This is a genomic window from Bacteroides sp. RTP21281st1_H5_RTP21281_210402 (assembly GCF_040918965.1).
Lineage (GTDB): Bacteria > Bacteroidota > Bacteroidia > Bacteroidales > Bacteroidaceae > Bacteroides > Bacteroides congonensis.
The window spans coordinates 324,124-338,191 of the sequence record NZ_JBCOWR010000004.1 but is presented as its reverse complement, the minus strand read 5'-3'; the positions used below and the strand labels follow the sequence as shown (position 1 = coordinate 338,191).

The window sequence follows — 14,068 nt, the reverse complement described above, 5'->3', positions numbered from 1 at the left end:
GGATAAAGCTACGCTTTAGCATCCTTAAAGCATAGCTTTAGATGCTGCAAAGCAATGCTTCTTCTTCAGTGTCAGCACCGGCAGGAAAATAAATACCCCGATTACGGACATTATCAATCCCCCGATAGTGCCTGCCGCCAACGGGAACCAAAAACCTTCTTTTTCCGCTCCTACCATGAAAGGGATAAAGCCCAGGATAGTGGAAGCGACCGTCAGGAAAATAGGAATCACTTTCGTGTTCCAGGCTTTCACATAAGCCCGGAGCGGTGAAAGACGCGGGAAGCGTTTACGGATGGCATTGTATTCATTCAATATATAAATGCTCGCGTTCACTGTGATACCACAAAGCAGGACAAAGGAAGCAAAACCGCCCTGGTCGAAGTTCAGTTTGAACCAGTAGAACGTCAGGAACACGCCGATATAAGATACCGGAATCACAAAGATAATCGCCAACGGCTGTTTCAGCGAATTAAAAAGAATACTTGTAATAAAGAAAATAATGGCGATTACAATCAGGAGCAAACGATATTGCTTATTATCCTTTCCGCCCCACGACCAGTTGTTATCTTCCGATTTTGCGGTATATCCCATCGGAAGAAGCTCGTTAAACTCTTCCAAATCTTTCTTCAGCAGTTTATGCCCCTGTTCCGAAGAGCCGATATACTCGTATTGCAGGCACAAGCGATATTGCTGATTTTCCTTTGCCACTTCCTGCGGCATCTGCCCTTTCTCAACGACGGCCAGTTCCGACATCTTATATTCCTTACCGCCTGACTGGAAAGGATAGTACTGCATAGCCCATACATCCCGTTCTTCCGATTGCCGGGAAGAAAGCTTTATCTTTTCCGTTCCTTCTTCCGTCAATACCGAACCAATTTCCATATTTCGCCCATATATCGGACGGATAGCGGAAAACAACCCTCCGGCTCCAATTCCTTCTTCAGCCATCCGCCGTTTGTTCAGGTCGAAGTAGAATTCCATATAATCATCTTTCCACCACGAGAAATCAGAACCTATCGTCACTTCCCTAATCCGTCGGTGAGACAATAGCTTCTCCTTCAAATTCTCCGCCCACGCATAAAGCTCATCATAATTGTACCCGTACATCTTCACCCGGAAAGAACCCGCGTTCTCACGCACACTATTACTGAATCCCTGATCCTGCAATCCGTAGATACTCCAGTCTCCACCTCCCAATTGAAGAGCCTTACTTATCATATTCGCTTTCAATGTATAGGGAAATCCGCTTCTCTGATGCTCTTTAGTAAAATAGATATGGATAGATGCCCTGCGGGCACTCTCCACGGATGCTTGAAACTGCTTGATTTCCTTAAATCCACTCAGATAAGTTTCCATCCGTTTTATCAGTGTATTCATCTGCTCAAGCGTGCTCCCATTCGGTAAATTCGCGTTGGCGTGAAGCACTACTTCTTCATTCCGTGAGAAATAACTCCCCTCATACACCTTTTGTATAAACAGTCGCAGACTTCCACCCAACACCTTATCCACAACCGGTTTCACCTTTTCTTTATAGGCAGAAGTACCCAGCGTTTTATTATAAACTTCCGCCCACTTATCTTCCCCCTTCATCTTTTCCGGCAACAAGAATACAGGCAATCCGAATCCTAATAATAACAGTATGCACACCGCCACTCTCCAACGGCAAAGATTCCGTATCAGCCACCTATAAAAGCGGCTGAAGTAAACCGGAAAACGACGCATTTTCGAGCGTACCCACACAAAGAAACGTACGTTCCCTATCCGCTGTCCCGATTTCGGTTTCAGCTTCAACTTTGGTTTTGAAGGAGAAATTCTTTTCCGTCGCTTCAATCCGATTTTATCAATCAGGGAAGGAACAAAAAACAGGGCAACCAACAAAGAAACTCCCAAATTGATAATCACCACGGCAGCAAAGTCCTGCAAATTAAGCCGTATCTTCTCATCGAGGAAAAAGATGATAACCAATGCTCCCATCGTTGTCAATGTAGCCGCCAGCACGGACATAAACGCTTTCCGGTTGCCACGTCGCAGATAGTGGTCGCTCATCACTATCGTGTTATCAATCACAAGATTCAACGAGACAGTGATACCCGCCAAAGAGTACAACTGCATTTCCAACCCGAAGGCGTAATAAAGAATAACCGCTATCGCTATATTGACAGACAAACTGACAACAATCAGAAACAGATATTTAGGACTGAACGTAATCAACAATACGAACAGAAGCAGGATAGCCACCGTGACTCCCGTACGCAGATAAATCTTACTCAACTCATCCTTGATAAACTCCGTAGCATCATAACTGGTATGAATCTCATATCCTACCGGAAGCAATAGCTGAATGTCATCCATATATGCCTTCACTTCCTTGCTCAACGCCAATTGATTAGCCGTCTCTTCGGCAACTATAGACAGATAAATTGAGTTCAGCCCATTAATCCGGTAATAACTCTGCGGCTGTTGTTCCACCCGTGAAACCTTCACCAGTTCATCCAGACCAATCATTCTCCCGTCCTTCATCTTCACCTGTATCCGACTGGCATCAAACTCCCGGCTGTCATGTTCGGGAACCAACGCCAGGCGTATCCATTGCCTGCCCGAAGCCCCTTGTTCCGCATCATAAGTACCTAAAAATTCTTTCTGATAATGCAGCCCGACCGCCTCGCGAATATCATCCGTATTTATCCCAAGCGCACGCAACTGTTCGGAATCATACTCCAACCGCCACTCCATCGGAGTGGCACCACTAAGGTTAATCTTATAAATCCCCGAAAGCTGTGCCAAGCGTGTTTTTATATGCTCTTCCGCATACTGCTGAATCAATACAGGCGTAGCGGGCGCATTGATTGTAAACGCCATGAAAGGAGACTGGCTGCTCTGTCCCGGACTCTGCATCTGAATATACGGATAACTCACCCCGTCCGGCAACTCCGGCCACGTCTGACGGATAATGGTGGAAGCCTCGAAACGTGCGACTGCCGCATCCACATGCTTGTCCAGGTTCACGCTGATACTTCCCCACCCGTTTCCCGAAGTGGAGTAAATTCCCCGAATCCCTTTCACGCGGGCAAGCATCGCCTCCAGTTTACTGGTAGCCGTCATCTCCACCACACGCGCCGAAGTGCCGGGCATGCTGAAACGTACCGTGAAGCCGGGCAATGTCCGTGACGGGTTCAATTTAACAGGTAACAGCGGGACAAGTGCCAGTCCGACCAACGCCACACAGACAAAAGCCACAATCAGCGTAAAGGCGGAAGCCTTCGGGGACTTATTTATTTCAGATTCCATAATTTTGCATTATCATCATTCATATAAATGGGAATCATCATTTAACCAACTTTCCCCCATTGAAATCGAACCTGTCCGAAAGAGAAAGCTTCGCGGCGAAATCGAACAGGGTAAGCCGGCGTATCTTATAATAATTCAGCCAGTAGTTTTGCAAGGCGGAAATATAATTCCGCTGTGCCTGCTGCTGCCTGTTGAGTGAAAGTGTCAGGCTGTTTATATCCGCCTTGCCGATGATAAAACGCTGTTTCGTCTCATTATAAGCAAGTACAGACAAATCCAGCGCCTCTTCCGCGCTTGCTATCAATTGCTGCTGGATATTGAAATCGCTCACTGTCATAATCACTTCCTCTTCGATGCTAATCTCATCCTGACGTGCCGAAATCTTCACCACATTCAGGTTATTCCGCGCCATATTATACTTGCCTTTACGGACGCCCCAATCCAATAACGGAATGGAAACACTGACCGCCACCAAATCCTGTTGCATCGGTTTATGATACACATCCCCGAAATTATCCGCCACCTGGTTAAAACCGACGCTCGCATTCACACTTGCGTTGAAACGGGATTCTTTCTTTGTCTTGTCCACATTCCGCTGCGCTTCCAGTACATTCTGTTTCAATTCCAGCAATTGGGGATTGTTGCTTCTCCCCCAACTCAAAGCCTCATCCACCGGAATCTCTATCATGCCCGGACGGGAAGGGAGTTTCAGTTCGATTTGCGTATTCTTATCCAGATTAAGAAAAGACGCTAAGGAGAACATCGCCCGTTTCAGGTCGCTAGCCTTGTTCTGAAGAGTGTTCTGTGCGTTGACACGGTCCAGTTTCAATGTCAGCAGGTCGGCCTGTGAGATGGCGGCTATCCGGTGGCGTTGTTGCCCGATACGGTAAAGCGTATCGGTGGAAGCCAGGTTGTCCTTTGCCAGTTTATATTCCGCTTGCGCCATGGCAAGGGAAAAGAAATAGTTCGTGGCCGTTTCCGAGACCTTCTCCACATTATAAAGAAATTCCTTCTTCACGCGCTCGTATTTCAACGGTTCTATTTTCCGCTCCCACTTGAAAGGATTGTATCCTACCAGGCTCTGCGAATATCCGAGCCTTATCGGGACACTGGTGAGTTGTGTCGCGCTGTTATCCCCGAAGTTGCGCATATAGGCAAGATTCGATTCCAGATAGAATGTACCCCCGGTCAGGTCGAGGTTCTGCCTCACGCTCAGTCCGCCGTAGGCATAATATGATTGCTGCGTGCGGTACACGTCGAGGTTGGAGCCCGAATCATAACGTTTCGTTATATCCCGGTTATATTGTGCCGGAGTAAGGTCCAGCGTCAGACTGGGCAGGCGGTTCGCCTTGTATGTCCGGTATTCCCAATAGCCGGAGAGATACATATTCTGTGTGCGGAATGATTCCAGAGAACTGTCGTTGGCCAAAGCAATCGTCTGATTCAAGTCCAGTACCAGATGTTTCTGTGCGTACAGCGGGGATTCACCACAGAGGACACTGAGGACACAGAGAAAGGTGGGAATTCTTAATAATCCGTTCATAACTCTCATATTTGAACTATTCGTTATTATTTGCTACTTATTTCAACTTTCTTACTTCTTCTTTTTTCCGGTAAATGAACCAATAAAGCAACGGTATGATAAACAGGCTCACTGCCGTGCCTATCGACATCGTCCCTATCATGGCTATGGACAACGGCTTTTGCAGTTCCGAACCCATATCCGAAGAGAACAAGAGCGGAACCATGGCGAAAATCGTAGTCAGCGAGGTCATGATAATGGGACGCAGGCGCCTGCGTCCGGCTTCATGGATGGCTTCCAGCAAAGGGACGCCTGCCTTGCGCAGTTCATTGATTGCATCCAGTTTCAGGATAGAGTCATTGATGACGATACCGCAGGTGACGATAAGCCCGATGGCTGACATCAGATTCAGCGTATGCCCGCAAAGCCAAAGCAGCAACAAAGCAAAGGCCACGTCTATGGGAATTTCCGCCAGGACAAGCAAAGGCTGTAAAAAACTCTCGAACTGTGCCGCAAGGATAAAATACATCAGCAACAGGGAAATCAGAAGTATCACTACCAGTTCGTCCAGCATTTCCCGGTTCGAGAAGAAGCTGCCGGAAAAGCCGGTATCCCACTCCCCCGTATTCCCGGCTACCTGCTTCACGTCTTTTATCAGCTTGTCTGCATCGCGCACTCCATAAAAATCGAAGGGCACAAATTCCCCGTTACGCCCGGCAGTAATACTTTTCAAGTCTTCGGCAGGAGCCACCTTTACCAGTTCCCGAAGCGGGATATATTCTATATTGCCTTGGTTATCCGGCTGTGTCTGTATCAATGTCTCCTGCAAGACCCTGTTCACGGTCTTTTCATTCCCTGCAATATTAATCGGAAGATATTGCTGGTAAGAATGCAGCATAGTCACGCTGTTTTCGCGGAAAGCCGTTTTCAAGACACGGTAAAGTTCGTTATAGGAGACACGGTAAAGCAGCAGTTTTTCCTTGCTGATGCTCAGGTTCAACTGATTTTCAAAAGCGATGCCCGTAGGATTGATTCCGGTTTCCCCTGTCAATTCATACTCCAGTTTGCGAATCGTTTCCGCTTCCGGTGCCTGTGCCCTGTTACGGGCATAAAATTCAGCTATGATATCCGGTTCACCCGTCACAAAAAGTTTCTCGAATACCGTTTCCGGCGGAGAGAAAGAAATGACGGAGAGCGGATAACGTTCCTTCAATCTCCGGTATATCTCCTGTTCCAATGGGGCAATCTCTCCGGAAGTTTCCGTCCGGAAATAAAGTTCCGCTTCGGAAGAGGAAAGCTCCCTCTCCCGGTTCAGGATAAAATCCTGTCTGCCGACAGAAGCCGTCTGTTCCAGAGAACGGCCTTCCAGTTCTTTAAAAAGTGCGTCCACACGCTTCCTGTTTTCATCCACGTGGATATTTTCATTCCATTCTATGCGGACAATCAATTCGTTTTCTTCTATATCGGGCATCCGCTCTTTATCTATAAAGAAAAAGAAGAATACACAGAGCGGAATGGAAATGACGCAAAACAATACGCTGAACGTTTTATGACGGAACACCCAGTCTACTCCGGCATCATAGAAACGGTCCAGCGTATGGTCTTTTATCGGGTTATTGAATTTAAAGGAGAGCCACTTCCATTTCCGGGTACGGATACCTGCACGGTAGACCAGCAGATAGAGGACGGGAAGAAGCATGATTCCCGTAAAATAAGACACCAGCAGCCCTACCGTGACGGAGAAAGCCTGGTCGTAGAAAATAGCTCCGGCAATGCCGCTCATAAAAATCAGGGGAGCGAATACGGCGATGGTGGTCAGCGAAGAGCTCAGCATGGGCGTCACCACTTCACTTGTCCCTGTGATACAGGCACGACGCAGGGAATATCCCCGTTCGCGGTATTGCGAAATATTCTCAGTCACGATAATCGAGCTGTCAATCATCATTCCCAAAGCCAGAATCAATCCGGCAAGGGAAATGATATTCAGTGACATATTACAAAGGTAGAAGAATACGAAACTAATTACGATGGAAACCACCATGCTGAGCCCGATGACCAACGGGGATTTCACGTCACCCAGGAACAGGACTGCTACCAGGCAGATAAAGAGGAATCCTAAAGAAAGATTCTGCTGCAGATTGGAAATCGTGAAGTCCAGCAACTCCGTCTGATTGCGGCTGATACTGAAATCAATGTCCGGATATACCCGCTGGAAATACTCCATCGTCCCTATCAGGGAGTTCTTCATCTTGTCCATATTCTCATCCGCCTGCTTGATGACAGCCAATGTCACCGCACGCTTTCCGTTCGATAAGGACACGCCCTTTTCTTTCACAGGCACGATATTAACCTTGCAGAAATCCTTTAACTGCACAATGCGGTCGCCCTTACGCAGATAGATATTTTCCACATCTTCCGCCGTACGCAGTAATGTCGAGAATTTGATATTATATTCATAGTATCCGTCACGTACCGTCATACTGCCCGGTTCTACATTGTTGGACGACAGGGCGGACTCAATATCCTCAACGGCAAGTCCCATCATGGCAAGCTTGTCCTCATCGGGCACAATCTGCACCTGGCGTTCCACCAGTCCGGTCACGTCCACCATAGCCACTTCTTCAAGCTGCTCTATCCTTCGCTTGATAACCGATTCGGCAAATTCACACAAGTCAAGAAAGGATTGCTGTCCCGTGGTAGTAGTACTATAAGCACTGTCATTCTTCAAGGTCAGATTCAGGTAGAACACGGGAATATCCGTTGCGCTCGCCTTGATTACTTTCGGACGTTCCGTTTCCTTGGGGAGATAGTTCATCGCAGCATCTATCTTCTCATTGACCTCGATAAAAGCAAGATCCGTATTAGTGCCGAACTCAAAAGACAGGCGGATGATACCCGCCCCGTCCCTTGATTCGCTATGAATGTCTTTCAAAGTGGAAACCTGAATCAGTTGGCTGCGCAAAGGTTTCACAATCGTGTTTTCCAGTTCGCGGGCGGATGTATTCGCGGCAGACACTTGTACGGTAATCTCCGGAATGGCGATATTCGGAAGCAGCGATATCGGCAGTGTGGAATAAGTCACCAGGCCGATTATAAAACTGGCGGTGAAAGCCATTAACACGGCGATAGGACGCTGGATTAAAAATTTTATCATGCTTACTTGATTTTGGGACGGATTATCTTACATTTACTTCCGCTTCATGCGCCAGATTCAGGTTTCCGGTCACAATAACCGTGTCTCCTTCCAATAAACCGTCTTCAACACCTTTCCGGGATTTATCAGAAACAATGTATTCCGTTGCGTTCTCCAGTCCCGTATGCACATAGTTCCACATAGCCTTGCCTTCTTTCAATGTGAACACCACCTGCTTGCCGGAGCGCAGTACCACAGCCGTCTTGGGAATCACCAACTGTTCACCCAGATTCCGCCTGACACTGACCCTCACATTCATACCGCTGAACAGCTTGCCTTCACCGTTCACATCAGCCTTCACCTTCACCATTCCATTGGTATCCACCAACGGATTGACTTCAGATACCCTACCCTCAAACGAGCTTCCCCCAGCATAAGGAATGACCGTCACCTTATCACCTTTTTTAATAAAGGCAAGTTCATTCTCCAATACGGTAAATTCAGCTTCCATCCCTCTGGTGTCAAGGATAGTGCAGAATACTTCCGAGGTATTAGCCGGGTTATAAGGTTTTGAGAAAAGATTAGCCACTACACCGTCAAAAGGCGCGGTAAGTGTCGCATGTTCCGTCTCCCTTTTTGTCAGTTCGTACTGGGATTTCGACTGCTCGTAACCGCTCTTCACTTTTGCAATCTTCATGGTCTCCACAGGAACCTTGCTGAAATCATCCGGCGTATATCCCTGCCCGATGAGCACATCTTTCAATTCAAGCTCAGCCTTCAACAAAGCGTCTTCCGCCTGGGACAGTTTCTGCTCCAGACGGAATTTGTCCAGTTCAGCCAGCTTTTGTCCTTTATGTACACGGTCGCCGTTCTTCACATAAATACGGGCAATGACTTCACCCGTTTCAAAGCGCAAATCAGCTTTACTGCGGGCGTTCACCTTTCCGTTGCTTACCAGTTCATGGTCAAAATTACGCTTCCTCAGAATTTGGGTAGTAACTTCATTCTTTGTGTCTGGAAGGACGGTGGAAATCCTTTCTTTTGCCTTCTCCACCATATCGTTCTTGCCTGAACATGCTACTAACACTACCAAAGTTCCACATAGTAGTATACAAGAAAAGTTGTGTCGTTTCATACTATTTTTTTTAATTGCCCCAATATAAATATTTTTATTTTACTGACCTTTTGAAAGATGAATGTATTTACACACACTATGATCGCCTATCTTTTTCTTATTCTACATGTCACTATAACAGGATTCTCGTCATTATCAGTAGGCAAACCTAACTTTTCCACCTCTTCACCTTGCAGGACAGAACATATCATATCACCCCGAACGTATGAAGGCCATATATTTATCTTTTTTCCATCAATGAGTATCGAAATACCTCTGGCATCTACAGGAGAACTTACAATATTCCTATATATCAACTTCATTGATGACACATCCCACACATCATAATAGATTTTATTGTCATAATAAAATCTTAAGAAATAAAAATCTTCTGAGAGAAATCCGTAATCTCCCCATATATATGAGTCCCGTTCTTTTTTCCTTTTTATATCTGTGAAAATTTCAAACGGCAAAGCTAACTCCCCTTTATCTATATAAAACAAAGGATTAACATTCTCGTTATTTATTTGGCACAAGGTATCTGTATCCATAAAACAAGGATAGCCATTAAATACATCAAAATCCCTCACTTCTACTATGTCTTTATAATTCATGACTTCCTTATTTCTTTTCCATATTTTTTTTACGACATTCCAATCTTTATTATAAAGTGTAATATCGCATTGTCTGTTGACTCCACTATATGCTACAAAACGGGAACTTTCAAGCATCTCTATTGACACAACAGAATCATTTGTATATTCCTTCAAAAAAGAGCCGTCATAATTATACGTTTTGATATTACCTCTTCCTTCAAGCACATACACCAACTTATCAACACAATCGATACATACATCGTTCAATGATACATATTCTTCCGGTCCGTTCCCTTGCCTGCATATTTTTGATTCATATCTACCAGTTTCAATATTAAAAAAATAAAGAGTATTTATATCTCTAACAACTATTTTATCATCACAGAATGCCACAATTTGGCAATCACTAAGCAATGACTCATCTGTAGTTTCTAGAGGAATCACACTGACATCTTCAAATATATCAATATTTTCAACTTTAGAATCGACCTTTATCGACTCTTTCAAAGGCAAACATGTCTCTTCGTCTAACTTCTTAGTACATGAGAAACACAATAAAAAGCTCAATGCTAAAACACTTTTTTTCATAATACACTATTAAAATATTTTTCCACAATACTAAACCCATCTTCATAAGGAGACTGATAATATATATCAACAATTTTACCATTTCTAAGTTGTAGTATACAGGGATATATCTTTTTATCAGCCTCACCTATCACCAGCAATTGGTTATTTTTATCTATAAAAGCATTATCCATATCTAATTTTAGACGGTTTTTTAGATTTTTCATAGACACAATATGCGTAAAGATAAATTTTATCTTTTTATTACTTTTATACCGACAATAAAAGTCTTCTGCATACGTTATACATCCAGAGCATCCTTGATGGGGAATTATTATAATAAAATCTGTTTGCTCTAATTCAGAGTCACTCCACACAGAAGATACAAAAGTATTATAGGATTCTTTCAAATCATCTCCTTTGCAACCACACATCAGTATTATTGATAGCAATATTATACAATTTATTTTACACATAATACAAACAATTTATATTTCAAAACATTTTCATCACTTTTTTGAGGAATATGTAATCCGCTTTCATTAACAAAAACGGCATATCGACTATTCAAATTTGGTTTACCGATAAAAGTTTCTCCTATAATTTGAAATTTATCATTCAATATTATAACTGAAATTTCTTTCTGCCACCCTGGAATACCTTCATAAGTACTTTTCATTTCTGCTATTCTATAATATACATTCCTATACTTGTCATACAATATTCTAGAATAGCTATGATTTTCTACAAAATGTTTTATTTTCAAATCAGAAGTTGCTGGTATATCCTTAGATTGATTTAAATAATATGTAGCATCAATCAATTGGCTTCCAGCATAATATTTATGTAGTTCTTTTTTATTTCCAGAAAGAGTATAAATATAATGTTCCGCAGGAAAACTTATTATATAAAGATCCAAAAACTCATTATAATCAGAATATACCCATCTATAAAGACCACCACCCCAATTCTCTTTATAAACATCAGAATAGGGCATATAATAGTTAATCTCCCCTGTCTGTAAATTAAAAGTCGCCATAGTCTTACGATTCATTTCATTCTCATCACTATATTCTCCTGCCATACTTCCTAAAAAAGTAACAATATTATTTTTCAGAATAATTGGTGATATTCTATTAATCGGTAAAGGAGCATACTTAATACTAGGAAACAACTTATATGAATTCAAAATATTTCCTTTATCACCATATATCATCAAATTTCTTTCATTATAATCAATTACTAAAATCGAATCTCTATTTATCACTGTATATGAAGAAGGGGATGAGCATTGAATATTTATAGTATTTATCAATTTCTTTTTTTCATAATCATACATCAATATCCTTCTATTAGACAAGAAAGATAGTATCCCCCATTCATCATTATATTCTAAAGCAGTAAAAATATGAGAAGTTATAGAATCTAAAGGGAATTCAATACTAAGACTATCCACAAGTTCATATTTCAAAGTTTCACAATCTTCATGATGAGGATTCACATTTTTTCTATATTCACTACAGGAATAAAACGTGAATATAAAAAACAAGATTATACACAATTGTCTCATAACAACATTTATCTTACTGTTATTACATAGACCTATTCAAATACCTTGAACATATTTGTATATTACATCAAGTAATTTGAATAGGTCCACAACATCAATAATTAGTTAGGATATTCTCCTTTTACGCAATCATCTATCCAAAACGAATTCTCACAAAAGTATACAGTACCATCTGTAGTACAGTCTCCATTATTTTTACCTGTTTTGCTGATACAACCTTCGCTACTATCCGCCAAAGATTCAACCTCATTTAAAATCAAATTGGATAACTTATTACATTTTTCTGATTTACAAATGTTATAACTGGCAATCATACTAAATACTAATACAACACTAAACAAAGTTTTCTTATTCATTTCTTCTTAAAATCTAATTATTATACTCATTTTTTTATTTTCTCGTATTTTTATCATATAACAAGATCTACTTCATTACACACCTCCTTTCTTTGGTTAATACTTAATTTACTTTTACACTATAATCGACTATTATTTTCCTGACTTCTTCCCTCATCTCCCGCACTGCCATCGATTGCACTTTCGGCTCTTTTGTCAACACAATTTCAGCCGAATACTTCAATTTATACGGCTGACAATATTCCGGTTCCGCATAAAGTTTCGCCAACAGATAATATGGATAAATCCGCCCCGGAAGCCGGTGCGTAGACCGAATCAGGTATTCTTCCGCTTTTTCATAATCTCCTGATGCCTGATAATTCTTGCCGATAATATTCAGAATCATGGGATCATTACTGTGTGTCATCGCTTCCTCCAATATCCTTGTCGAGTTATCATATTCTTTCAATTTATGCAGAGAATATCCGTATTCAAAAAGAAATGCTCCACGATTCGTTAATTCGGGATATAACTTCTCGTAGTCTTCTTTAGCTGACCGGTAAGCCCCTATATTATAAAGCATCTTACCACGATGCCAACTCTTACACGCATCATATTGGTTGTTTTTCCAATAATACGCTCCCAATAACACCATCATTGACATAAAGAATAACAGTATTATCTTTGAACGCCCGATAACACAAGCCGCCAATAAAAAATAAAATGTCACTGCAAATCCGGGAATCTGCATCGGATAAGAGGAAAAGGCAAATACCAAAACAGAAATTACACTCCCACAAAGACCTATTCTTCCTTCACTATTCCCCTTCCAAAGACAAAATCCAATAACTAAAGAGACAACTAATAAAAAAGGAATCCCGTATTCCACCGCTACTTGCAGATATTCATTAAAAGCATATTCCGGACTTCCTGCCACCAATTCTTCCGTCTCCGAATATTCTCCGTTGGCGAAATAATCTTCCTGCGCTCTGCCATAGGCCGAGACAAAATTCCCTGTTCCATGTCCTATAACAGGACTTTCGGCAATAGCAAGAGTACTGACTTTCCACATGAACAAGCGGCCGTTGGCAGAAGTTGCTTTCAGTTGAAAAAGTGCGTAACCAATCATTACCACTATACTCCCTCCTACAATACAAGCCAGTACCACCCTTTTCTTATATTTTCGCCCAAATTCTTTCAGTTTGCTTCCCCACGAAACATGCATCCCATATACCCATGTACCTGATATTGCGGCAGCAATCCATGCCGAGCGGCTCATACCCGCAGGCAACACACAAAGAATCAACAACATAACTCCTAATGCCACGTAATACTTTCCCTGCTCCGCCCATGTACGTTCCGTCCTTTCTTTCAAATTCAGCCATTCATGCAGGCAAAGCGGAAATATCATCGACAAATATCCCGAATAAGGTCCCGGATTATAAAAAGATCCTGTAAGCGCATATAAAGAATGATTGGAAACAGCCAGGCCGTATATCTGTCTCAATCCCCAGACAACTTCGATTCCTCCCAATACAATCAATACCCATGTCACTATGGATGAAAAAGACAGACGCTGTTTCCCGTTCAGGCAAAGAGACGGCAGACTACAAACGACAAAAACAAAAGCCATGCGTCCCAACCACAGCCTTTGATATGCCATTTCACCGACAGGAATATCGCCCGAAGTGGCAAAAGTCACTACACTCAGGATTGCAGCAACCCCTAAGAGTGCCACCACATCCGCTATGCATTTTTTTACTGTTCCCATCAACTTAAAATCTCATTTATCAAAACATATTCCAATCTCCGTCATTGTCACTTTTTCCATTATTTACTTATAGCATAAGCACTTATAATGAAGGTAATTATCTGACTATAGAACATTCATTATATCTCACTGATATACAATACAATAAAGAAAAAAGTGACGAATGCCATAA

9 protein-coding genes are annotated in these 14,068 nt (G+C 42.4%); all 9 read right to left on the bottom strand.

All coding sequences use genetic code 11. From position 1 onward, the window contains the following. Positions 1-24: 24 nt before the first annotated feature. The 9 genes from AB5443_RS08545 to AB5443_RS08505 all read right to left on the bottom strand — a co-directional run bounded on the left by AB5443_RS08545 (position 25) and on the right by AB5443_RS08505 (position 13,896). Positions 25-3,288 (bottom strand): efflux RND transporter permease subunit, encoded by a 3,264-nt coding sequence (locus AB5443_RS08545; protein WP_368114132.1) that lies wholly within the window; start codon positions 3,286-3,288, stop codon positions 25-27. A gap of 37 nt (positions 3,289-3,325) precedes the next feature. Then, complete coding sequence (locus AB5443_RS08540; RefSeq protein ID WP_368114133.1) at positions 3,326-4,840, bottom strand: TolC family protein; 1,515 nt, start codon at positions 4,838-4,840, stop codon at positions 3,326-3,328. Between the two features lie 28 nt (positions 4,841-4,868). Next, positions 4,869-7,964: an efflux RND transporter permease subunit gene (locus tag AB5443_RS08535; protein WP_368114134.1), complete on the bottom strand. Its 3,096-nt coding sequence runs from the start codon at positions 7,962-7,964 to the stop codon at positions 4,869-4,871. A 22-nt stretch (positions 7,965-7,986) separates the two neighbouring features. Next, on the bottom strand, positions 7,987-9,078 hold the full coding sequence (locus tag AB5443_RS08530) for an efflux RND transporter periplasmic adaptor subunit (RefSeq protein ID WP_368114135.1): 1,092 nt from the start codon (positions 9,076-9,078) through the stop codon (positions 7,987-7,989). An 86-nt stretch (positions 9,079-9,164) separates the two neighbouring features. After that, complete coding sequence (locus tag AB5443_RS08525; protein ID WP_368114136.1) at positions 9,165-10,241, bottom strand: 6-bladed beta-propeller; 1,077 nt, start codon at positions 10,239-10,241, stop codon at positions 9,165-9,167. Then, the gene (locus AB5443_RS08520) at positions 10,238-10,696 is read right to left on the bottom strand and encodes a hypothetical protein (RefSeq protein WP_368114137.1); all 459 of its coding nucleotides are present in this window, start codon (positions 10,694-10,696) and stop codon (positions 10,238-10,240) included. The genes AB5443_RS08525 and AB5443_RS08520 overlap by 4 nt, the downstream gene beginning before the upstream one ends. Beyond that, the gene (locus AB5443_RS08515) at positions 10,684-11,721 is read right to left on the bottom strand and encodes a DUF4221 family protein (protein WP_368114138.1); all 1,038 of its coding nucleotides are present in this window, start codon (positions 11,719-11,721) and stop codon (positions 10,684-10,686) included. Before AB5443_RS08515 ends, AB5443_RS08520 begins: the two co-directional genes overlap by 13 nt. 170 nt (positions 11,722-11,891) lie before the next feature. Continuing rightward, a complete protein-coding gene (locus AB5443_RS08510; RefSeq protein ID WP_368114139.1) occupies positions 11,892-12,146 on the bottom strand; it encodes a hypothetical protein in 255 nt (84 codons plus the stop codon). A gap of 103 nt (positions 12,147-12,249) precedes the next feature. Continuing rightward, positions 12,250-13,896: an O-antigen ligase family protein gene (locus AB5443_RS08505; RefSeq protein ID WP_368114140.1), complete on the bottom strand. Its 1,647-nt coding sequence runs from the start codon at positions 13,894-13,896 to the stop codon at positions 12,250-12,252. Positions 13,897-14,068: the final 172 nt, after the last annotated feature.

Coding starts and splice junctions, on each gene's coding strand:
- AB5443_RS08545 (WP_368114132.1), bottom strand. CDS start 3,288: ATGGAATCTGAAATAAATAAGTCCCCGAAGGCTTCCGCCTTTACGCTG.
- AB5443_RS08540 (WP_368114133.1), bottom strand. CDS start 4,840: ATGAGAGTTATGAACGGATTATTAAGAATTCCCACCTTTCTCTGTGTC.
- AB5443_RS08535 (WP_368114134.1), bottom strand. CDS start 7,964: ATGATAAAATTTTTAATCCAGCGTCCTATCGCCGTGTTAATGGCTTTC.
- AB5443_RS08530 (WP_368114135.1), bottom strand. CDS start 9,078: ATGAAACGACACAACTTTTCTTGTATACTACTATGTGGAACTTTGGTA.
- AB5443_RS08525 (WP_368114136.1), bottom strand. CDS start 10,241: ATGAAAAAAAGTGTTTTAGCATTGAGCTTTTTATTGTGTTTCTCATGT.
- AB5443_RS08520 (WP_368114137.1), bottom strand. CDS start 10,696: ATGTGTAAAATAAATTGTATAATATTGCTATCAATAATACTGATGTGT.
- AB5443_RS08510 (WP_368114139.1), bottom strand. CDS start 12,146: ATGAATAAGAAAACTTTGTTTAGTGTTGTATTAGTATTTAGTATGATT.
- AB5443_RS08505 (WP_368114140.1), bottom strand. CDS start 13,896: ATGGGAACAGTAAAAAAATGCATAGCGGATGTGGTGGCACTCTTAGGG.